Origin of the sequence: Myxococcus dinghuensis, assembly GCF_024198235.1 — a bacterium.
Taxonomy (GTDB): Bacteria; Myxococcota; Myxococcia; order Myxococcales; family Myxococcaceae; genus Myxococcus; species Myxococcus dinghuensis.
Window position 1 is genome coordinate 1 of the sequence record NZ_JAKCFB010000069.1, and the last position, 22,348, is coordinate 22,348.

17 protein-coding genes are annotated in these 22,348 nt (G+C 70.1%); 10 read left to right on the top strand and 7 right to left on the bottom strand.

The genetic code is table 11. From position 1 onward, the window contains the following. The 3 genes from LZ198_RS41010 to LZ198_RS41020 all read left to right on the top strand — a co-directional run. Positions 1-1,282: type IV pilus twitching motility protein PilT (locus LZ198_RS41010; protein WP_253977630.1), on the top strand; the 1,282-nt coding region annotated here is incomplete at its 5' end. Between the two features lies 1 nt (position 1,283). Continuing rightward, a complete protein-coding gene (locus LZ198_RS41015; protein ID WP_253977631.1) occupies positions 1,284-2,387 on the top strand; it encodes a type IV pilus twitching motility protein PilT in 1,104 nt (367 codons plus the stop codon). A gap of 96 nt (positions 2,388-2,483) precedes the next feature. Continuing rightward, positions 2,484-3,392, top strand: coding sequence for a hypothetical protein (locus tag LZ198_RS41020; RefSeq protein WP_253977632.1), 909 nt, complete (start codon positions 2,484-2,486; stop codon positions 3,390-3,392). A gap of 72 nt (positions 3,393-3,464) precedes the next feature. Here the strand turns inward: LZ198_RS41020 and LZ198_RS41025 are convergent, their stop codons facing one another. From LZ198_RS41025 to map, 4 genes are all read right to left on the bottom strand, one after another. After that, a complete protein-coding gene (locus LZ198_RS41025) occupies positions 3,465-4,202 on the bottom strand; it encodes a hypothetical protein (protein ID WP_253977633.1) in 738 nt (245 codons plus the stop codon). A gap of 98 nt (positions 4,203-4,300) precedes the next feature. Further along, a complete protein-coding gene (locus LZ198_RS41030) occupies positions 4,301-6,064 on the bottom strand; it encodes a hypothetical protein (RefSeq protein WP_253977634.1) in 1,764 nt (587 codons plus the stop codon). Further along, positions 6,061-6,663: a hypothetical protein gene (locus LZ198_RS41035; protein ID WP_253977635.1), complete on the bottom strand. Its 603-nt coding sequence runs from the start codon at positions 6,661-6,663 to the stop codon at positions 6,061-6,063. The genes LZ198_RS41030 and LZ198_RS41035 overlap by 4 nt, the downstream gene beginning before the upstream one ends. 122 nt (positions 6,664-6,785) lie before the next feature. Further along, a complete protein-coding gene (gene map, locus LZ198_RS41040) occupies positions 6,786-7,607 on the bottom strand; it encodes a type I methionyl aminopeptidase (RefSeq protein ID WP_253977636.1) in 822 nt (273 codons plus the stop codon). 105 nt (positions 7,608-7,712) lie between these two features. Between map and LZ198_RS41045 the strand changes: the two genes are divergently transcribed. The 6 genes from LZ198_RS41045 (at position 7,713) to LZ198_RS41070 (ending at position 17,856) form a co-directional block, all read left to right on the top strand. Further along, a complete protein-coding gene (locus tag LZ198_RS41045; protein ID WP_253977637.1) occupies positions 7,713-7,991 on the top strand; it encodes a LysR family transcriptional regulator in 279 nt (92 codons plus the stop codon). 285 nt (positions 7,992-8,276) lie between these two features. After that, complete coding sequence (locus LZ198_RS41050) at positions 8,277-9,143, top strand: RelA/SpoT domain-containing protein (RefSeq protein ID WP_253977638.1); 867 nt, start codon at positions 8,277-8,279, stop codon at positions 9,141-9,143. Continuing rightward, positions 9,127-10,545: an AAA family ATPase gene (locus LZ198_RS41055; RefSeq protein ID WP_253977639.1), complete on the top strand. Its 1,419-nt coding sequence runs from the start codon at positions 9,127-9,129 to the stop codon at positions 10,543-10,545. Before LZ198_RS41050 ends, LZ198_RS41055 begins: the two co-directional genes overlap by 17 nt. Beyond that, positions 10,542-13,112 (top strand): ATP-binding protein, encoded by a 2,571-nt coding sequence (locus LZ198_RS41060; RefSeq protein ID WP_253977640.1) that lies wholly within the window; start codon positions 10,542-10,544, stop codon positions 13,110-13,112. The genes LZ198_RS41055 and LZ198_RS41060 overlap by 4 nt, the downstream gene beginning before the upstream one ends. A gap of 171 nt (positions 13,113-13,283) precedes the next feature. Continuing rightward, complete coding sequence (locus tag LZ198_RS41065) at positions 13,284-15,320, top strand: TonB-dependent receptor (protein WP_407667512.1); 2,037 nt, start codon at positions 13,284-13,286, stop codon at positions 15,318-15,320. A gap of 64 nt (positions 15,321-15,384) precedes the next feature. Beyond that, positions 15,385-17,856: a serine/threonine-protein kinase gene (locus LZ198_RS41070; protein ID WP_256560359.1), complete on the top strand. Its 2,472-nt coding sequence runs from the start codon at positions 15,385-15,387 to the stop codon at positions 17,854-17,856. 9 nt (positions 17,857-17,865) lie between these two features. Here LZ198_RS41070 and LZ198_RS41075 read toward each other — a convergent pair whose 3' ends face one another. The 3 genes from LZ198_RS41075 to LZ198_RS41085 all read right to left on the bottom strand — a co-directional run bounded on the left by LZ198_RS41075 (position 17,866) and on the right by LZ198_RS41085 (position 21,744). Then, complete coding sequence (locus tag LZ198_RS41075; protein WP_253977643.1) at positions 17,866-19,854, bottom strand: ATP-dependent DNA helicase; 1,989 nt, start codon at positions 19,852-19,854, stop codon at positions 17,866-17,868. A gap of 133 nt (positions 19,855-19,987) precedes the next feature. Beyond that, a complete protein-coding gene (locus tag LZ198_RS41080) occupies positions 19,988-20,752 on the bottom strand; it encodes a hypothetical protein (protein ID WP_253977644.1) in 765 nt (254 codons plus the stop codon). Next, positions 20,749-21,744 (bottom strand): site-2 protease family protein, encoded by a 996-nt coding sequence (locus LZ198_RS41085; protein WP_253977645.1) that lies wholly within the window; start codon positions 21,742-21,744, stop codon positions 20,749-20,751. The genes LZ198_RS41080 and LZ198_RS41085 overlap by 4 nt, the downstream gene beginning before the upstream one ends. A 210-nt stretch (positions 21,745-21,954) precedes the next feature. Between LZ198_RS41085 and LZ198_RS41090 the strand changes: the two genes are divergently transcribed. Further along, entirely contained in the window at positions 21,955-22,302 is a 348-nt protein-coding gene (locus LZ198_RS41090; RefSeq protein WP_234067887.1) for a hypothetical protein, read from the top strand. Positions 22,303-22,348 lie beyond the last annotated feature (46 nt).

The window sequence follows — 22,348 nt, forward strand, 5'->3', positions numbered from 1 at the left end:
GCCGGCTCCCGCCGCCGCCCCCCCGCCTGCGCCGGCTCCCGCGCCTGCCCCCGCTCCCGCGCCTGCTCCCGTCGCGAGCGCGCCGGCGCCCGCCGCCCCGGCCTTCGCGATGCCTCGCGGCACCGGTGGGGCGAGAGACCTGGCGGTCCTGTTGGAGGCGGGGCGCAACTACCGCGCCAGCGACGTCCACGTCGTGGCGGGCCGTCCCACGCTGTTCCGCATCGCCGGAGAGCTCCTGCCCCAGGGCGGGGTGCTGGACGCGGCGCGGGTGGAGGGCATGCTGCTGCCGGTGGTGCCGGAGCGGCTGCGCCCCGTGCTGGAGCGCGACGGTAGCTGTGACTTCTCGCTCGAGTCGCCGGAGATGGGGCGCTTCCGGGTGAACGTGTCGCGGCAGCGCACCGGCCTCAAGGGCACCTTCCGCGTCATCGCCCGGGAGATTCCCACGCTGGAGTCGCTGGGGCTGCCGCCGGACATCGCCAAGGCGACGCACCACCACCAGGGCCTCATCGTCGTCACCGGCCCCTCCGGCCACGGCAAGACGAGCACGCTGGCGGCGCTGGTGGACCTCATCAACCGCGAGACGACGCACCACGTGCTCACGGTGGAGGACCCGGTGGAGTTCGTCCACCCGCGCAAGAAGGCGCTCATCAGCCAGCGCGAGGTGGGGGCGAACACCAAGACGTTCGCCAGCGCGCTCAAGGGCAGCCTCCGCGAGGACCCGGACGTCATCGTGGTGGGCGAGCTGCGCGACACGGAGACGGTGCGCATGGCGCTGTCGGCCGCCGAGACGGGCCACCTGCTCATCAGCACCATGAACACGCCGAGCGCGGCGAAGACCATCGACCGGCTCATCGACCTGTTCCCGCCCGCGGATCAGCAGCAGGTGCGCCTGTCGCTGTCGAGCGGCCTGCGCCTCATCGTCAGCCAGCGGCTGATGGCGAGCGCGGACGGCAAGAGCATGGTGGCCGCGGCGGAGGTGCTCCCGGGCTCGGTGGCGCTGGGCAACCTCATCCGCGACAACAAGACGTACCAGATTCCCTCGCTCCAGCAGCGCGGCAAGAGCCTGGGCATCATCCGGTTCGAGGACTCCATGGCGGACCTGGTGCGCGCGGGCAAGGTGAAGCTGGAGGTGGCCAAGAGCTTCGTGGACAACCCGGACGAATTGGAGGCGGTGGTGACGGGCCGCCGACCGGGCACCGCCGTCCAGCCGCCGGAGACGCCGCAGGAGGGCGCGCGGCTGCTCAGCAAGATGGGTTCGCTGGTGGGAAGGAAGGGGGGCTGAGATGAGCACGCCTCGCATCGCCGTGTTCTTCGATCAGCTCCTGGAGCAGAAGGGCAGCGACCTGCACCTGAGCGTGGGCTATCCGCCCCTGGGCCGCATCCGCGGCGAGCTGACCCCGCTGCGCGAGTCCCAGCTCACCACGGAGGAGCTGGAGGGGCTGCTGTTCGAGCTCATCAACCCGGAGCAGAAGCGGCAGATCACCCAGGACCTCGACCTGGACTTCGCCTACGGCTACGGGACGAAGGCGCGCTTCCGCGCCAACTACTTCTACAAGACCACGGGCCTGGGGGCGGTGTTCCGCACCATCCCCAGCAAGGTGCTCACGCTCGAGGACCTGAAGACGCCGGAGGTGGTGCGCAAGCTGGCCGAGCGGCGCAGCGGGCTGGTGCTGGTGACGGGCCCCACGGGCAGCGGCAAGTCCACCACGCTGGCGGGCATGGTGAACCACATCAACCAGACGCGCGCGGCGCACATCCTCACCATCGAGGACCCGGTGGAGTTCGTCCACGAGTCCGCGAAGGCGCAGGTGACCCACCGCGAGGTCGGGCCGCATGCCTCCAGCTTCGCCACGGCCATCCGCTCGGCGGGCCGCGAGGACCCGAACGTCATCCTCATCGGCGAGCTGCGCACCAACGAGACGATGAAGCTGGCGCTCCAGTTGGCCAGCTTCGGCGTGCTGGTGTTCGCCACGGTGCACACCAACAGCGCGCCGGCCACCATCGACCGCATCATCAACTCCTTCCCCGCCGACGAGCAGGCCCAGGTGCGCGGCATGCTCGCGGAGAGCCTTGCGGGCATCGTCGCGCAGCAGCTCATCAAGACGGCGGATGGGAAGGGCCGCGTGGCGGCGCTCGAGATCCTCGTGGGTGGCGCCGCCATCGCCGCGATGATTCGCGAAGGCAAGGTCTTCCAGATCGCCTCCAAGATGCAGGCGGGCCAGGGCCAGGGCATGCAGACGCTCGACATGCACCTGGAGCGGCTGGTGAAGGACAACGTCATCACGCCCGAGGCCGCGCTGGAGAAGGCGCAGGACAAGGAGAACCTCGCCAAGGTCATCCAGCGCATCAAGCCGGACTGGGAAGTGCCGGAGTCGATGAAGGCCTGAGGTCCGCGCCGCCGTGTCCCCTGCCCGACGAGGCCGGGGCACGCGCCGTCAGGCTCCTCGCGTGCGGACGTCCGGGCGCTTCCGAGGAGGAGCCCGATGCTCCATGGAGACGAGAAGGTGAGGGAGATGTCCCGGAGCATCCTCCCCTCCACGCGGCGCGACGAGGCCCGTCAGAACCGGGCGCGGGTGACTCGCGAGAGCCGGCGCGCCTCCCGGACCCGACTCGCCGCCCTGGTGCGCGACCCGGAGCGCTGGGACGACACGCCTGACCTGGAGGACGACACCACCCAGGAGATGGCTTACGTCGTGCACCGGCGCCGCAACGGAGACAAGGTCAATCCCTTCATCCGCTGGGCCCGGAAGCAGACGCAGCAGACGCCACGCGACAGCCGCCTGTCCCAGATGAGGGGGCTGCTGCCACGCGGCCTCATCGGGGACCACGCGTACCTCCACCTGGACTCCGACGACCACTTCACGCACACCTGGGAGAAGGAAATACGCGCCGCGCTGCGCCGGAACCACCGCGCGGCCTGGCGGAAGCTCCCTCGCGTGGACCGGGGGCTGGCGGCGCAGTTGCTGAGACAGTTGCTCCGCGTCCCTGACGGCCAGCGCGCCTTCAATGACTTCATCAAGCGCACCTGTGCGACGACCTGGGTCCGGAAGACGGGCCATGATGGCCGGCGCCACGTCGTCCTCCAGGGGACGACGCCTCCACGCGTGCTCCACGGGGAGCACGACGTGCTGACGTTCCTCACGGACATCGACTCGCCTCGGCCCTACGGCACGTGGGATGGGGTATCAGCGCCCACGCCGAGCGGCAAGGCCACGCTGACCTTCCTGATGCTCTTCCACCAGAACCACGGAGACCTCGCGGCGACGCTCGCGGCTCTCCCTCCGGCGAAACGAGGCCAGCTCCCCGGTGAGTCTCCCGGCCGGACGCGCAGGCCCTCGCGGAGCGACGCTCGCAGCCCTCCCTCCGGCGAAGCGAGACCAGTTCCCCGGTGAGCCTCACGCCTGGACGCGCAGGCCCTCGCGGCCCTCCCTCCGGAGAAGCGAAGCCCATTCCCCCGGTGAGCCTCACAACTGGACGCGTACGCCCTCGCGGAACAGGTGGAACACGGCCTGCCCGCAGCGGTCGCCCACGTCCGCGCGCGCCCTCACCACGCGGACCTCGTAGCGCGCGCCCTCCCACGTGAAGTGCCCCGTCTCTCCCACGGCGACGGACGCGGCGGCCCCCGGCGCTCGCGGGTCCTCGAACCGCAGCCGGACACCCCGAGTCCTCGCGCCCGGCACGGCTCCGCAGCCCGCCTCCTCCCACCGGACCCGCAACCCCGGGACGAGCCCCGGTGGCAGCGACACCTCGCCGTCGGGCAGCGTGGGCGCGCTGGGGATGGTGAGCACCAGCAGGTGTCCCTGCGCATCGCGCAGCATGTCGCCCGCGAGCAGCTCCGGGTGCTCGCCCTCGCTGGAGAAGCAGCCGGCCGCCTCGCGGTGGCTCGTCCAGACCACCTCGCGCCCCGTCAGGTCCGCGAGCACGTCCGGTACGGTGAGCCCGTAGCTCACACCGCCCCGCGTCGCTCCCGCCGAGTACTCGAGCACCGAGGCCCACTGGTCCTGGTAGCGATAGGCGCCTCGCAGTTGCCGCGCCACCGTGAACCGCCGCTCCAGCCGAGGGCCCGTGCGCTGACGCGACGACTCCTCGGGCTCCTCCTTGAAGGCCACCTCCACCCTCGCGGCGCGCCACACCTCGGCACAAGGGCCGACGCGCTCCGCCCGAGGCTCGGCGGACACCTGCCGCTTGGAGGGCTTGGACACCCTATCGGCGCCCTCCCGGTCCTGGCATCCCGTCACCGCCAGCATGGTCAGCAGCGACCATGCCCATCGCCACCGGAGGGACCACGAGGTACCGCCTCTCACAGGCACTCGGCGTACAGCATCGTGCCGTCCGCCGACACCTGGAAGTCCCGGCCCTCCACGCGGCCTCGCGACAGCAGGCGCTCACGCTGGCGGCGCACGGCCTCGCGCCGCTTCTCCACCGGAGGCTCCTCGTGGGGGACCCGGGGCACGAAGCGCGCGGGGCCGCCCTTGTCGTCCGGCAGGAGGTTCGCGAGCGCGGAGCGCGCCTGGCTCCGTCCCGGGCCCGAGCCGTCACTCGCGTCCTCGTCATCGGAGAAGTCGAGCACGAGCGAGCCCCACTCGCCGACGTCACAATCACACGAGCCACAGCCGGGCAGGTTGCAGCCCAGGAAGCCCGAGCGACAGGTGACACACCGCGCCTTCGGCGACGTGCCGCAGGACTCGCAGCCGTTGACGCCGTACGAGTACGAGTGCCAGCCGGAGTTGCTCACCCCGGGGAACTGGTAGCGGTAGTTCATCACGCTGTTGTGGACCACGCTGAACTGCCCCGACACGTCGTTGCCGTTGTGGTCCAGGTTCAGGTTGTGCCCCAGTTCGTGGATGAAGGTGCCGCGCTGCTCGTAGGCGCTCGGGCTGCTCCAGCACCCCAGGCTGACGATGACGTCGTTGCCGAGCAGCTCCGCCTTGCCCGACGAGCAACCGGTGAGGCTCGTGTGCCGGTAGGCGAACAGCGCGTAGTGGAAGTACGGGCGCCGCTCCGGGTTCGACGAAGAGAAGGAGGCCTGCTTGATGGAATAGAAGTTCACGCCGTCGGGGCAGGCGCCGTAGCAGACCACCTCGGACCAGGGCACCGCGCCGTCGACGAAGACATGCAGCCGCAGGCCCGCGTCCCGCGCGAACACCGACGTGGCGTCCGCCGCCAGCTCCGGATAGGGCTGACGCGTGAGGTACGGGTTGGTGGGGTGCGCCATCCAGTCCACCTCCACGTAGAGGTCGCGCACCGAGGGGCTGCCCCACTCCGCGAAGGAGAAGCCGTCGTTACCGAACGTCTCCAGCGTGTCGGAGATGCCGTCCCCGTCCGAGTCGTCGTTGTTCGGGCTCAGGTTGAGCAGCGGCTCCAGGGAGTCCGACAGCCCGTCCTCGTCCCCGTCGTTGTCGTCGAAGATGGTGGACCACAGCTCCTCGTCGTGGATGAAGGTCGCGGTGCCCGAGCTGCCCGGGTAGCGCCCCACCACCACGCGCTGCGCGCCCGCGTTCTGCGTGCTCGCCGCGGTGATGAACGGGTTGGAGCGCGGCCCGCTGTCGTCGTCGTGCTGGAGGTACTCCGAGTTGGAGCGCAGCAGGAAGACGAGGTGGTCCCCGCCGTTCGGCGTGGTGGACGAAGCCCGGAAGGTGTCCTTCGCGTTCCACGCGAACTGGAGGGGCACACCTCCGAAGGGCTGGTTGGAGAGCAGGAGCGTGTCGTTGCGATAGACGCTGGCCGTGCCGCCGCGGCCCTCCGCGTACGCACGCACCCAGACCTGGTAGTAGCCCGTGTCCGGCGCGGTGAACGTCACGCACGAGCGGGTGTTGCCCTGGCAGTCGTCCCCCATGGCCACCTGGCTCCAGCCGTTGCGGTCGCGCAGGATGTGCATCACGGTGTCCGGGGTGGTGCCGGTCAGCTCACGTGTCTCGAACGTGTAGGACTTTCCTGCCTCCAGGTAGGTGCTCATCCAGATGAAGCTGCCCCAGTCGCGGGACGAGACGTAGTGCGGACCGGCCCAGGCCAGCGCGGGCACGAGAAACAGGCACGCGCGCAGCACCTCCATCAACGTCCTCATCGCGACTCCTCCCGCTGGAAGAACCACTCCTTGAACTCGGCGTGGGCGCGCGCCTGCTCCTCGGCGGAGAGGCCGCGCCACTTGAGGCGCTCCTGGGCGAGCGCCCGCTGATAGCGCGCATCCACCTCCCGGGCCTTCGCGTCCGTGGCGGAGGGCGTGGGAGGAGGAGCAAGTTTCGCGGCCAGGTTGAGGGCGGCCAGATACCGCCGCTCCATCCGCTCCCGTGTCTGGACGTCCGCCTCGCGGAAGGCCCGCTCCGTGCGCGCCACCAGGGTGGCCACGTCGTCCACGGACTCCTCGCGCAGGAGGGCCTCCTCGTCCGGCGTCAGCGTCACCAGGGCGTCGCGGGCGAAGTGGGCGGCCGAGGGCAGTTCCGTGGCGGCGCTCACCACCTCGACGCTCGGGCCCTCCCCTCCCCCGACCTGCTTCACGACGAGGGGCGGCGCGGGGGCTTCCTTCGGGGGGACGGAGGGTGGCGTGGCGGGGGGCGCTGTCCGGGACGCGTCCTCACCCGCGTGGCGCAGCACGGGCGCGACCCCGAGCGAGAGCAGCAGGATTCCCAGCACCACGCTTCCGATGTCGTTGCTCCGTGCGCGCACGCGTCCCCCATCGCCGCCGCACAGCTCTAGCCTTCTTTCCCGCGGGCTTCAAATCCCCACGGGGCCGGGGCGGATGGCACTCACGCCAACGGGGAGGGCGATTGTCCTTCGCTGGGAACCCCTCACGGCCCCGCGTGGGATGGCGAGGCCGCCGTCTGGCCGGTATGGACCTGGAGCGTCAGCTCCACCTCGGGCCGGGTGAGGATTTCGCAGCCCTCGCGCGTCACGAGGACGGTGTGCTCGAACTGCGCGGAGAGGCTGCCGTCCGCGGTGACGATGGTCCACCCGTCCGACAACTGGCGGATGTCCGGCCCACCCAGGTTCACCATCGGCTCGATGGTGATGACCATGCCGGAGCGCAGGGTGATGCCGGTGCCGCGCTTGCCGAAGTGGGCCACGTGTGGTGGCGCGTGCATGGCGCGGCCGATGCCGTGTCCTCCGAACTCTCGCACGATGCTGCATCCCTCCCGCTCCGCCAGCTCCTGGATGGCGGCGCCGATGTCGCCCAGGCGCGCGCCGTGGCGGACGACGGAGATGCCGATGTCGCGGCAGCGGCGGGCCACGTCCACCACGTGGTGGGCCTCGGGGGAGGCGTCTCCGATGAGGAAGGTGGCGGAGGTGTCGCCGTGGAAACCATCCAGGCAGGTGGTGACGTCCACGTTGATGATGTCGCCGGGGGCCAGGCGCTCGTCCGAGCGGGGGACACCATGGCAGACGACCTGGTTCCGGCTGGTGCAGACGGTGGCGGGGAAGCCGTGGTAGCCGAGCTGGCTCGGACGGCCCCCGCGACGGGCCGTGTCCTCGCGCACCCAGGCGTCGATGTCCGCGGTGGTGATGCCCGGCGCCAGTCTTCCCGCCACGTAGGCGAGCGTGCCGGCCGCCGCCTCGCCCGCGCGGCGCAAGCGCTCGATGTCCGCGCCCTTGAACAGAGGAGTCGTTCCCATGGCGGCCAAGGTGGCGCTCGTGGGCGGGGAGCGTCCAATGCTGTTTCGGTATCGTCCCGGGGGACACGCTGCACACCCTGGTCGAAGCGAGGTATCCTCGGGGACGTGAGCATCACGCACCTCCAGTCCTTCGTCGCAGTGGCAGAGGAGCGCCATGTGGGCCGCGCCGCACGCCGGCTCCACCTCACCCAGCCGCCGCTGAGTCGACACATCCTCGCCCTCGAGGAAGAGCTGGGCACGCGCCTGTTCGAGCGCACCCGCCAGGGCATGAGCCTGCTGCCCGCCGGAGAGGTGTTCCTCATCCACGCCCGCCGCATCCTCGCGGAGGTGGACACGGCCGTGGTCACCGTGCGTGGACTGACGCCCCGCGAATCGGGCGGGTGAGCCGCGCGCGGACACTCGCGCATTTCCGCGACACGTCAGGGTCGGTCTCGAATCCACACCCCACGCAGTGGGTCGCCCCGAGCGAGACGTCTCGCCTGGGATGAGCGGATCCGTGCTCCCGACACGGCGGTCTTCCGCCCCCAAAGCCAGGAGACGTCCATTGGCCAACGGATTGCTCTGAGGGTCCCCTCGGAAGCCGCCGCCGGTTTGCCAACAAGCCTGTTGTGCAACTACCTTGTTGGACAACTACCTAGTTGTCCAAAGCGGCCATGAATGGGTGGACCGATGCCGACGGCAGAATCCCAGACCTCCGATTCGCGCCTGAGGCGACTGGTGGACGACCACTTCCCGTGGAGTGAAGAGGGGACGCGACCCGACTCCTGGGACTCACGGCAACGGTGGGTCCACCGGTGGCTCGAGGCGAGGACGGCCGTCTACCGCACCGTCGCGACCAGTCTGCTCGCGCGAGTGGAGCCGCTGATCGCGAGCCTCGAGGAGTCCCTACCGACGAGGGAGCAGGGGCGCTTCTTCGCGCGGGTCGATGCCAGCCACGTCACCAAGAGCCCGGAGAGCATCCTCGAGAAGATGTTGCGCCGCTGGAAGAATCCCGACGAACCGCCCCCCATCAGCTTTCACAACCTGGATCAGCTCACCGACCTGGGACGATTTCGCATCGTGGCGAACTTCCTTGGAGACGTGGCCACCATCACCCAGCACCTCGCCGCCCCCTACGACACGACACGGCTCGCCAGCCTGACGCCCGGACAACGGGCGCTTCGAGAGGAGTTCATCCTCATCGACAACAACTTCGAGGACCACATCTGGCGCCTCCCAGGAAACCGGCAGAGCGGCGAGCGTTGCCGCAAGGGGCGCTTCCAGCCTCGGGCCGCCGAATACAGGGGCTACCAGGTCGAGGTGCAGCTCCTCACCCAGCTCCAGGAAGCGTGGGACAAGAAGGACCACGGTTTGATCTACGAACCCGTGCGCCGGGGAGAGCATGTCCCCGAGGAGCACCGCATCCTCTGTGCCAACCTGAGCGACCAGCTCTTCATCGCGGACTACCAGTTCGAGCAGCTGAGGCAGCGGCACTCGCGACAAGAGCCCCACCGCGCATCCGCGCCCGAGGAGGTTCCCCATGCGGCTGCGAAATGAAGCCCTCGCCACGGGGAGCCTCCTCGTCCTTCCCCATCGGGATTCCACCTCGCGCAACAGCAGCCTGCTGCTCCTGGTCGAAGGCGCGGGTGACATCCGGACGATGAACGACATCGAGACGGCCTGCGCCTCCCTCCTGGATGGCGGATATCCCTGGAGCACCGTCTCGAATCAACGAGACCTCGTCGACATCCGCCCCCGACCCGACCCAGCGAGAATCACGCGCCTGGAGGTCGCGGAGTTCCGAGGGCTCTCCGTGGAGACGTTGCGACAGGTCCTCGCGCCAGCGCTGGGACACCTCCAGCGCGGACACCCCGCGTTTCCCAACGCCACGCGGATGGATGGAAGCGTGGTGCGCGGCGTGGACTTCCTCGGCAGGGAAGACGAACTCGGCACGCTCTGGAGACTCGTCGCCGAGGAGCACCAACACGTCCTCCTCGTGGCGCCTCGCCGCTCGGGGAAGACCTCGCTGCTCCGACACTTCTCGGAGCAGCCCCATCCCGGACTCCACACCCTCTTCATCGACGCCCAGGAGTTCCGCTCGGCGGAGGCGCTCACGGCGGAGTTCGTCGTACACGCCTCTGGCAAGGGGTTCACCGAGGCACTGAAGGATGTCCAGGCCCGGGGCTGGCGAACGATGTTGCACCATGCGCTCCAGACGGTCGCGTCAGCGCCTGGGACGCTCGTCCTCATCCTCGACGAGCTCGTCTTCATGCTGGACAACCTGCGCCAGCCCGAGGCCATCCGCGCGCTCCTGACCGAGCTCGACGTGGCGGTAGGCAGCGCGGACGCCCGCCTCGTCATCGCGGGCTCCTTCTCGCTGGACCAGTTCGCCAGCAACCTGAAGCTGGGTCCTCTCCCCGGAGCGTTCGGCAGGCTCCACCGCTACGCACTGCCGCCGCTGGCCCATGAACGGCTCGCCATCGACCTCAGGCGTGTGCTGGTGGGAACCGGCCTCGTCGCCGACGAGACGGACATGGATTGGCTCCTCGCCCGACTCGACCTGTCGATGCCACATCCCGCCATCCGATTCCTCGTCCACCTCGCCTCGGCCGCGCACGAACGAGACCTCGACGAAGCGGCTCTCGACAGGGAGCTACAGACGTTCCTCGGACAGACGAAGGTCTTCTCCGAGTTGCTGAACCAGCTTCGAGACAGGGCCCAGGTCGACCTGGCTTCGACCCAGCGGGCGGAGGACGTGCTCGACCGCCTGTCCGGGAGGGGCACACGCCTGTCCGTCGCCGATGTCCGCGCGAGGCTCGGCGACGGGGAGGCGACGCAGGCGAGCCACCTCGGCTGGATGATGGAGACCTTTCCCCTGACCATCGAGCATGAGCAGGTCCACATCGCATCCAAGCTGTTCCAGCGGTTCTGGCGGATGCACCGAGGGCTGACACCGTGATTGGCACCATCTCGCTCTACAACCCGCGGACGGTCTCACCAGAACAGCTCGAGGAGATGCTCGTCGGCAGGGAGGGCTTGCTGAAAGAGGTCCTCGACAATCTCCGGGCGCAAGCCTCCAGCAAGACGCGGCAGCATTGGCTGCTGCGTGGACCGAGAGGCATGGGAAAGACCCACCTCACGGGCATCATCCGTCATCGCGTCCAGGGAACTCCCGAGCTCACCGAGCGGTATCTTCCCCTGTGGTTGGGCGAAGCGGATGTCTACGAGGTCTACTCTCCCGCGACGCTCCTGGAGCGTATCGCCGAGCGACTCGTCGAACTGCAGCCGGAGGCACCCCTCGTCCAGGGTCTACGCGCCACGACGGGCGGCGGCGACGAGGAGGGGCTGTTCCGGGAGCTGGTCGGACTCCTGACACAGGAGGCGAAGCGCCAGGACAAGGTCCTTCTCGTCCTGATGGAGAACCTGGATGCCCTGCTCGAGTCCTTCGCCCCCAAGGAGCGTACGGCACAGCTTCGTCAACTCCGCTCGCTGCTGCTGCACAATCCACACTTCTTGTTCGTCAGCACCACCCCCACCCGCTACCTCGACGAGCTGACCAATCCCAAGAAGCCGCTCTACAACCAGTTCAAGGAGCGAAGCCTCCGCCCCCTCACCTCCGATGAGGTCGGCGCGGTCTTCTCCAAGCTCGCCGTCCTCACGGGCCGTCCCGAGTTGGCGGAACTCCTGAATACGCCCCCCGAGGGAACACTTCGTCGGAAGGTCGTCCATCAGCTCACGGGAGGACTCCCGCGCTCGGTGCTCATGGCCTTCACGGTCATGCAGGACAAGTCCGGTATCGAAGCGCTGGTGGAGGACCTGCGCAGGCTCCTCGACGCCCAGACCGCCTACTTCGAGGCGCGGCTTGCCCGGCTCGCGGCGCGCGAACGCGCCATCGTGACCACCATGGCGCTCGCCTCCACGAACCTCACCCTCAAGGAGGTCTCGGCCCGAAGCCGTCTGCCTGAGAAGTCCCTCTCCACGCTCATGTCCCGGCTCGTCCAGGACGGGCATGTCGACATCACCTCGGGCTCGGGCGGAAAGGGCACTGTCTATGGATTGAGCGAGGGACTGTTCCGACTCTGGTATCAGTACCGCAAGGGGCGGCTGTTGCTGGAGCCCTTGGTGCGGCTCCTCGCCTATCTGTTCAACCCCAGTGAGCTCGCGGACACCGTCGCGCAGTTGAAGCAGCAGGTCGAGGGACACCCGTCCGCGCGCCGGGAATCCGCCGTGCTCGCGCTACGACAGGCGGAAGAGGCCCTGCGGCTCGCGACGTCCGAAGAGGGCAGACTCGACAGGGAGCGACTGTGGATGGAGTGTCGCGAGGAGACCGACAAGGCCGACATCGAGCGGGCGCACAGTCGAGTCCTCCAGATGATCTTCGACCGCGTCGAGCCCTCTGGGACCGCGCTCGCTTCTCCCGGAACAAGTCCGTACTCCGACCTCATCGGGCAGGTCATCGCCGCCTCGACGCCACTCCCAGCCCCCCTGGCCTTTCACGCCATCTACGCGCTGCACCTCAAGCTCTACACACTGCCAGGTCAGCTCCGCGACGCATCCATCCAAGCCCTGCAGTTCCTCCTTCACGCGCTGGAGAAGAACGGACATGCGACGCCCTCTGGAATGCGCCATGCCATTCCGTTCATCCACCTCGTGCTCTCTTTCAAGTTGTCGGAGACAGACCAGTTCGAGCTGACCCTGAGACACTCCGAGATCGCGCTCACTCATCTTGGGACCCCTGACTATGGCGTCCCTGAAGTTCCGCTGGAGTTCGGGCACTGGCTGCGTGCCGAAGTCCTCCGTCGCATGGGGCGAATCGAGGAGGCAATCCAAGAGCTCACCCACTTCGTCGAACACGCCCTGAGGACCGCCCCACTCGCCATCCATGGCGTTCATGCCGCCTGGGCTCTGTCGAGGCGCTACAACGAGCACCAAGACTGGGACGGAGAGCTGCGCGTTCTCGAGCAGCTCCTCCATCTGGCGGAGAGCATCTCTCCCCTGGAAGAGGAGACCCACGTCATCGGCGCAGCCACGTTGCGCCTCGGCAACTTGCGGCGCGAACTCGGTCTGCTGTCTACGGAAGCCACGGCCAGCAGCATCCGACGCTGGCTCAAGGACTTCCCGTCCCACGCGCAGCGCCCGTTCGCCCAAGCGGTCCTGGCCGACCTGGAATTCCTCCTGAAATTCCAACGAATCGAGGGTCCGCGGGAGGCCGCGCAGCGCTTCTTGCAGCACTCGGGAAGGCTCTTCAATTGCCTGGGCCACCGCGCGGTCCGACAGCTCCTGGAAAACCTTGTCCCACAACTTCCGACAGAAGACACCGCGCCGCTTGCACCCTACCTCCTGTTGACCGACGTATTGGAGGATGTGCTTCCACGCATCCCGCTCAGTGAGGTCGAGATGGAGCAGGCCCTTGGACGCGTCCCGACCGAGCTGCGGTCAGCCTTCCAGGGGTTCATCGCGAAGGGAAAGCGCCTCGGCTACGGACTCCCCGTCCCGCAACCCACCCGGAAGTCCAAGCGCGGATAGGCGGAGCATGGCATGGGCCCCCCGCCTCGTGACACCCACTCCCGATTTCCTCCCTCGCCCGCGCGTCACAGGCGGTCGGTCATCCGGAGGGTCCGGGTCCTCGCGCTGTTGCTCTCCACGAGAGCACTGGCGAGTCCGGAGGACGCCGTCGTCCCCAGCACGGACCAGTCCATCTCCCACGAGGCCGCCCTCGACACGGCCGGACAAGCGGGGCCTCCTGTAGACACGGATGCGCCAGCGGCGTCGACCCGCACCGTCGTCACCGGCACGCGGCTCCCGCGCCCCGTGCGGGACGTGCCCGCGACCACGGTGGTGCTGCCCCGGGAGGAAATTGACCGCAGTCCCACGCTGACGCAGGACACGCTCGTGCGCACCCTGCCCTCCGCCGCCACCTTCCGCCGCACGCCGAGCCTCGTCTCCGACCCCACCGCCCAGGGCCTCAACCTGCGCGGGCTCGCGCCCTCCGGCGTCGCGCGCACGCTCGTCCTCGTCGACGGCGTCCCCGCGAACGACCCGTTCGGCGGTTGGGTCTTCTGGCGCTCGCTGCCCCGACTCGGCCTGGACCGTATCGAGGTCGTCCCCGGTGGAGGCTCCGCGCTCTACGGCAGCGCGGCCCTCGGCGGCGTGGTGCAGCTCTTCTCCCGTCCCATCACCCGCACCACGCTCGACGCCGACCTCACGCTGGGCAACCTCGACACGGGGCGCGTCGCCGCGCGGGCCGCCCACCGCTGGGAGCGCGTCGCCGCCTCCGTGGAGACGGAGTTCCTGCGCAGCGACGGCTACCCCCTCATCGCCCCCACCCAACGCGGCGCCATCGACGCCGCCACGCCCAGCAACCACGTCGTCCTCAACGGCCGCGTCGAGGCGGACGTCTCGGACACCCTCACCCTCTCCGCCCGGGCCAGCCTCTTCCGCGAGAACCAGAACGGCGGCACCCGCTACACGACCGCCCGCGCGGAGCTGGCCCACTTCGGCGCGGGCGCGCGGCTGCGCACCGAAGCGCTCGGTGCCTTCAACCTCGACCTCTTCGGTCGCCTCCAGCGCTTCGAGCAGGACCGGGCCCGCGTGGCCTCGGACCGAAGCACGGAGGCGCTCGCCGCCACCCAGGACGTCCCCGCCGATGACCAGGGCGCGTCCCTCGTCTGGACGAGCCCCGCCTGGAGCGCCGCGGGCCTGCACCAGCTCACCGCCGGCCTCGACGCCCGGCGCATGGCGGGGTCCTCCGACGAGCAGCTCTTCCCACCCAACCCGACGCCCGAGTCCGCCGTCGCCCGTCGCGCCGGAGGCACCCAGTGGGCCGGCGGCGTCTTCCTCCAGGACCTCTACGCCCTCACGCCGGCCCTGGAGCTGTCCGGCACCCTGCGCCTGGATGTCTGGCGCAACACCCGGGGGCACCAGGACGTCGAGCGCGGCAACGGCGCCACGGAGACCACGGCCTTCGACGACCGCACCGAGACGCAGCTCAGCCCCCGGCTCGGCCTGCGCGTGCGGCCGCATGACCGGCTCACGCTGCGCGCCTCCGCCTATCGCGCCTTCCGCGCCCCCACGCTCAACGAGCTGTACCGGCCCTTCCAGGTGGGCACCCTCCTCACCGCCGCCAACGCGGAGCTGGGCGCGGAGCGGCTGTGGGGCGCAGAGGCCGGCGTCGAGGTCGAGCCCACGCGCTCCCTCACCGCGCGCGTGACGGGGTTCTGGAACCAGCTCGAGGACCCCATCACCAACGTCACCCTCGCGGACGGCGTCAGCCGCCAGCGACAGAACCTGGGCCGTGCCCGCGTGTACGGCGTGGAGACCAGCCTGGACTGGCGCCTGTCGCGACAGTGGACCGCGCTGCTCGCATACACCTTCGTCGACCCCACCGTCACCGACGCGCCCGGGCAACCCGCCCTGGTGGGCAAGCAGCTCGCGCAGGACCCGCGGCATCGGGGCACCGCCATCGTCACCTTCGACGAGCCGCGCCTCGTCACCGCCACCGTCCAACTGCGCGTCACCGGGCCCCAATACGAAGACGACCTCAACGAGCGAGGCATGGGCGGCGCGCTCGTCGTGGACGTCGCCGTCAGCCGGCGTCTGTTCTGGAAGGTGGATGCCTTTGGCGCCGTGGAGAACCTCTTCGACCGCGCCTATTTCGCGGGGCGCGCGGGCGTGGACACGCTGGGGCCTCCGCTGCTCGCGCGCGTGGGGCTGCGATTGCGCGACGCGCCGTGATTCCCTCCAAATCAACCATCGCGCTTTCCCTCTCGCCTGACTCGGACCGATAGTACGGGACGATATGGCACCACCGCCGACGCAACCCATCCGCTTCGGTCGCTATGAATTGCTGTCCCGCCTGGGACAGGGGGGCATGGCGGAGACCTGGCGCGCGCGCCTGCTGGCCGCGGCCGGCATCACCAAGCCCGTGCTCATCAAGAAGGTCCTCCCGCAGTTCGCCCGCGACGAGTCCTTCATCCGCATGTTCATCAGCGAGGCGCGCATCTCCGCGACCCTCTCGCACGGGAACATCGCGCAGATCTTCGACTTCGGAGAGGTGGACGGCGAGTACTTCCTGGCGATGGAGTTCGTGGACGGCCAGCCGCTGCACCACGTGATGCGGCGCGCGCACAAGGCCGGCTTCCTCACGATGCCCCTGCCCCAGGCCTGCTTCATCGCCCTGGAGATGTGCCGGGGCCTGCACTACGCGCACACGCGCGCCGACGAGCAGGGCGCGTCGCTGAACATCGTCCACCGCGACATCTCCCCCGACAACGTCATCATCAGCTACGAGGGACAGGTCAAGCTGGTCGACTTCGGCATCGCCAAGGCGAAGCTCCAGCGCGGCTTCACCACCGAGCCCGGCGTCGTGAAGGGCAAGTACCTCTACTTCGCCCCCGAGCAGGCCCGAGGCGAGGAGGCCGACGCGCGCACGGACGTCTGGGCCGTGGGCGTGGTGCTCTTCGAGATGGTCTGCGGGCGGCTGCCGCTGGAGGGCACCGAGTACGCGGTGCTCAAGGCCCTGCGCGACGGCAACCTCCCCCGCCCTCGCGACGTGCAGCCGGAGCTGCCCACCGCGCTGGAGTCCATCCTCCTGCGGGCGCTCGCGGTGAAGCGCGAGCGGCGCTACGAGTCCGCGATGGCGCTGGGAGACGCGCTCGCGGGCTTCCTCTACACCACCGCGCCCCGCTTCTCGCCCATGACCGTGGCGTACCTGCCTCGGATGCTCTTCAAGGCGGAGATGGAGCGCGAGGGACGCGACACCCAGCTCCCCACGGCCTTCGTCGACGAAGTCTCGTTGTGGCGCCAGAACCTGCTGTCCGCGGGGACCACGCCCCCGGTCGAACCGGAGCTGGGTGAGATGGAGCACACCACCGAGCCCATGCGTCCCGGCAAGGCGCCCCGAGAGGAATCCCCCGCCCCGTCGACACGCAAGAAGTCCGCCCCGACCACGCCCGCGGTCCCGGTCCAGTCCCCGCCCGCCCGCGCGAAGTGGGTGCTGGGGACGACGGGTGTCCTCGCCTGCGCGCTGGGTGTCGGAGCGCTGGTGTGGTCGCAGCAGCCGGAGACGGGAGCGGGCCCTGGCGCCACGTCGCCCATCGTCCCGCAGCCCACGACGCCCCCACAGCCCACCACCGCGGGGAAGCCACCCACCGCCCCCGTGACACCGAAGCCCGTCGCACGGACGACGCCCGCGCCCACCCCCGGGAAGGACGGCCCGCGACAGTCCTCCGCGACGTGGCCGGTGGAGGCCATCCAGTTGGAGGCGCGTCACCACGTGATGCGCGTCTCCGACAGCGCCTCCGCCCTCGCGGGCTTGTCGTCAGGCGCCGAGCACCGCATCCTGCTCCTACCGCTGCGGGTGTCGCTCAGCGGCGCGGGGCACGCTCCGCCCGCGTCCACCGAGACGAGGCCGCCGCTCTTCTATCTCTTGCGAGGCACGGACCTCCGCGCCCAGGAGTCGCTGGGGGTGTTGCCCCTCAAGCCCCTCGCGCTCCCCCGAGGCGCCACCGACGTGCGTGTCTTCACCATCGGCCCGCCCATCGACGACGAGGACCTGAAGCCCCGGCAGGTGCGCGTGGACAGCCCGCGCAGCCCGGACACCGGCACGACGATGACGGTGCATCCGGAGTGGATGACGGCCTCGCTCGACAAGACCTTCCAGCTCAAGGGCCTCACCCGGACGCAGGCCTATCGCCTCACGCTCACGCCCGTGGGCGATGGCGCCTTCACGCGCGGCCGGCAGGGCGGCCCGCAGAACACGGTGGGCTGCGTCCAGGACATCTCACCGGACGCCCTCCCCATCGGCCAGCCGCCCGTGTCGCCCGGGTTCACCCAGCGCCTCCTCGTCACCGAGGGCGCTCCGCAGCGAATCATGAACGTGGACGCGCTGCGCTGCGGCTTCGTCGACGACGACACCTCCGACAACGAAGGCGCCGTGGAGCTCCACATCGAGAAGACGGAGGCCCCGCCCCCCTCGCGTCCCCGGAGCGCGACGGGCAAGGGCGCGGCGGAGTCGGCGGAGACGTTGGAGAAGGCCGTCGCGCTCATCGGCGAGGGGCAGCTCGAGGAGGCGGCCACGGTGCTGGCGGCGTGCCTGGAGGCGAACGCCCAGAGCTTCGAGTGTCACCTGCTCATGGGCGACGTCGCCACCCGGCTCCACCAGCCGGACACGGCGCGCACGCACTACCACGCGTTCCTGCGGCTGGCGCCCGCGGACCACCCGATGCGCGCCGACATCCGCTCGCGCGTGGCCACCAGCGCCCCGCCGTGAGCGGCGCCGTCACTTCACCGAGCGCAGCGCGCGCACGGGGCCGTTGAACCAGCGGCTCAGCTCCGTGAGGTCGTCCATGCGCCGCGCGTCCGGGAGGCTGTCCAGGAAGACGCGGCCGTACGACTTGGTGACGATGCGCCGGTCCAGCATCGCGACGATGCCCTTGTCCGACTGGGTGCGGATGAGGCGCCCGAAGCCCTGACGCAGCGCCAGGGCCGCCTGCGGGAGCTGGTACTGCTCGAAGGGCTCCTCGCCGCGCTGCTGTATCTGATTGATGCGCGCGGCCACCAGCGGGTCACCCGGCGAGGCGAACGGGAGCCGGTCGATGATGACGAGGCTGAGCGCGTCCCCCGGCACGTCCACGCCCTCCCAGAAGCTGTGCGCCGCGAAGAGCACGCTCGGAGTGTCGCGGAACGACTCCAACAGCTGCGCCTTGGGCCGCTCGCCCTGGAGCAGCGCCTGGTACGGCAGCCGGCCCGCGGCCAGCTCGTACGCGCGCACCATGTTGCGCAGCGAGGTGAAGAGGACGAAGGCGCGGCCCCCCGTCACCTGGCACAGCTGGACGATCTCCTCCGCCGCCGCCTCGATGAAGCCCGGGGCGCTCGGGTCCGGCAGGTGCGTGGGCAGGTACAGCGCGGCCTGCCGGGGATAGTCGAAGGGGCTGGGCACCGACAGCGTCCGCACCTTCGTCACCGGCTGCCCGTCCTCGCCATACAGGCCCATGCGCCGCGCGAAGAAGTCGAAGCGGCTGTCGGCGGCGAGCGTGGCGGACGTGTACACCACCGTGTCGAGCGCGCCGTACATCCGCTCGCGCAGCTCCTTCGCCACGTCGATGGGGCTGGCGCGCAGGAACAGGCCCTTGCCGCGCTGCTCCGCCCAGTACACGTGGTCCACCGACTCCGCCTTCTCCAGGAAGGAGAGCTGCTCGCCGAGCTCGTCCGCGCGGCGGGTGATGGCCGCCAGCTCCGGCTCGCGCTCGCCCGCGGAGAACGAGGACAGCGCGCCCAGCGCGTCGCGCACGCCCTGGAGCGCGCCGGACAGCTTGCCCATCGTCTCCGCGCGCAGCGCCACGGATGACTCGTGGCCGGACAGTCCCAAGGCGCGCGGCGCCTGGGCGAACAGCCCGTCCGAGCCGGTGCGCAGCCGGGCGGACAGCGCGCGCAGCGTGGCGTGCCGGGAGTCGTCCTCCTTCAGCGAGGCCACCGCGTCGCGCGACAACTCCTCCAACCGGTAGTTGGAGACACCCACGCCGAAGTGGCCGCTGGCCGCGTCCTCCAGCGCGTGCGCCTCGTCGAAGATGACCGCGTCGTACCAGGGCAGCACGCCCTCGGTGCGCTTGCCGGAGCTGCGCAGCGCCAGGTCCGCGAAGAACAGGTGGTGGTTCACCACCAGCAGGTCCGCGGCCTCCGCGCGCTTGCGCATGCGCGTGACGAAGCACGACTCGTACAGCGGGCAGCGCGTGCCCAGGCACGTCTCGGACGTGGTGGACAGCCGCGACCAGGCGCTGAAGGACTCCGGCAGGTCCAGCTCGCCGCGGTCCCCCGTCTGCGTCTGCTCCGCCCACGTCTTCAGCCGCGACCAGTAGCGCGACTCGTCACGCGAGGCGAACTGCGGGTCCTGCGCGAAGGACGCGTAGCGGTGCAGGCACAGGTAGTTGCCGCGCCCCTTGAGGTACGCCGCCTCGAAGCGCAGGCCCAGCTTCTCGCGCAGCAGCGGCAGGTCCTTGAAGAAGACCTGGTCCTGGAGCGTCTTCGTCGCCGTGGACACCACCACCCGACGCCCCGACAACAGCGCGGGCACCAGGTAGGCGAGCGTCTTGCCGGTGCCGGTGCCGGCCTCGGCCAGCAGGTAGCTGTGCTCCGCGAAGGCCCGCTCCACGGCGCGCGCCATCTGGAGCTGCTCCGGACGGTGCTCGTATGCGGGCAACGCCTCCTGGAGCGCCCCACCGGGGCCCAAGAGGCTGTCTACGGAGGGTGTCGGAGAGACAGGGAGCGACATCGTGCGTCAGGGGCCTCGAGGAACCGGCCGGACACGATAGCAGCGAGTCCGCGTCCAGGCCCGTTTCCGGCCACGTCCCTCCCGCACGTCCCGGATGGCCGGCCGCCCCTCGGGGAGGCGCCATGCCCACCCGTCACATCAGGGAGCTGCCCATGAGCTCCCGCACGCGCTGGATGATGAAGGCCACCAGCCCCAGCACCACCACGAAGAGGACCGCCACCGCCGCGGCGCGCAGGCGCCTGGTGGAGAGGGACTCGGCGGAGGCCTCGTCCGGTCCGGAGGGCACCACCATGGAGGCCCGCCGCACCACCTCGTCGCGGGCGCGACGCGCCAGGGCGTCATCGGGCGCGCGCGCCAGCCGCACCCGGTACAGCCGGCCGGCCCCGGCCAGCTCGCCGCGTCCCATGGCGAGGTTGAGCAGCCGGTCGTGCGCCTCCCAGTCCTCCCACCGCGCCGCCAACGCGCGCCACGCCTCCATCAGCGACTCCGAGGGGCTGTGCTCCTCCGGGAGGAAGTTCGCGTACACCAGGCCACAGGCGGAGCAGGACACGTCCTGCTCGCGGCGCGGCGACACGCACTTGGGACAGTGGCCCTCCGGCGGCGAGAAGAGGGACGCGTCATCCAGCGGCACGCGCAGCGCGGGGTCGGCGCCGCGGATCACCCGCAGGGCCGGCGCCTGGACGCCGCCGCGCGCCGAGGGGAGCTCACCGGAGGACTCGGCGCCCTCGAGCCCCTCGCCCGTCGGAGACGCCACCGCGACGGAGGCCGCCGTGGCCGTGGCCGCGCGGACGCGGTTCTCCACGCCGCAGCGCTGACAGGGGACGACCAGCGTGCCGCCGTCGACGCGGAACGCCTCCAGGGGGATGAGCCGCTCACATGACTCGCATTGGAACTTCATGACACCACCTGACGCAGCGGGACCGGCATGGCACAGCCGATGAGCGCCAGCATACACAGGGCGCAGATCCACTTGCGCGTGGGACTCAGGGGCTCGAGCGGCGCCACCACCTCCGGGTGGCCGAAGCCCACCACCTTGCTCGTCACCAGGAGCCACAGCCCCCAGGAGGCGGTGACGAAGAGGGTGAGGAACAAGAGCAGCGCCGCCATGGCCCGGCCCACCCAGTGCGCGTGCCGCCCCAGGAGCGCGAAGGCCAGGTGCCCGCCGTCGAGCTGCCCCATGGGCATCAGGTTGAGCAGCGTGACGAGCAGGCCGAACCAGCCCGCGATGACCACCGGGTGGACGAGCACGTCCTTGCCCTCCGGCAGGGGCCCGAGCGCCAGCCGCGTCAGCCCCTGCATGAGCAGGCTGTCACCGAAGATGGTCTGCACGCCGTGGAACACCGGCTCCGGCTCCGCCGGCGCGTGCGTCACCTTCGCCATCACCCACGCGAACAGGTCTCGCCCGTAGGCCCACAGCGAGGCCTCGCCGGGGAACTGCGAGGACACCTGGGGCGCGTCCACCACCGACGAGTGCGACAGCCCCCAGTAGAGGATGGGGATGGCGACGACCAGCCCCGCCAGCGGCCCCGCCGCGCCGATGTCCACCAGCGCGTTGCGGTGGGGGATGCGATCTCGAATGCGGATGACGGCGCCGAGCGTGCCCACGCCCAGCACGGGCAGCGGGATGAAGTACGGCAGCGACGTGTCCACGCGGTGCAGGCGCGCCAGCACGTAGTGCCCCATCTCGTGCGTGCCGAGGATGGCCAGCAGCGACATGCTGAACGACAGCGCGCGCAGGGCCGCGTCCGTCGACACCTCATCCAGTGAGTAGGGACGCTGGAAGTGGAAGTAGAGCAGGTACGACGTGAACGTCGTCACCACCGTCAGGAGGAACAGGAGCAGGTGGACCCAGTACCGGGGCGCGGCGCGTGCGACGGGAGCGATGTCCATTCGGAGGGCCTCGACCTTGGGCTACCAAGGCGAGGGGGGCAATGCAACGCGCGGACGTGACACATCCGGCGCACAGTGTGTCCGGACGGACCTTGACTTGGAGTCGACATCTGGTACGACCCCCGGCCGCTTGAGGTCTTCAACAACGGCCGGGCGCTGGGTCTGGGCGCCCGTCCACCGCACAAGCGATTCATCAACGAGGGGAAAAACATGAAGAAGCTCATCCTGTCGGCCGTTGCCGCGGCCAGCCTTGTCGGCTGCACCAGCGTCGAGAGCGCCGTTGTCTCCGGCAACGAGATTGCCGCCAACGGCGAGGCCGTGGCCGTCGTCCAGGCGAACGCCCTGGGCCTGACCGCCATCTTCCACATCGTCGACATCGTCCAGAGCGACCTCGACACCGTGGTGAACAAGCTCCTGGTCGCCGAGGCCAAGGCGATGGGCGCCTCCAAGGTCGACCTGAAGTCGGCCGGCACCACCCCCCGCCACGGCATCTACGCGCTGTTCGGCTTCATCATCGGCTTCCCGTCCTCCAGCGCCGTCGGCGTGGCGGTGAAGTAGTCCAGGCGGCCGGCCCACACGGCGGCTCCTCGGGAGGCCCCCTGGC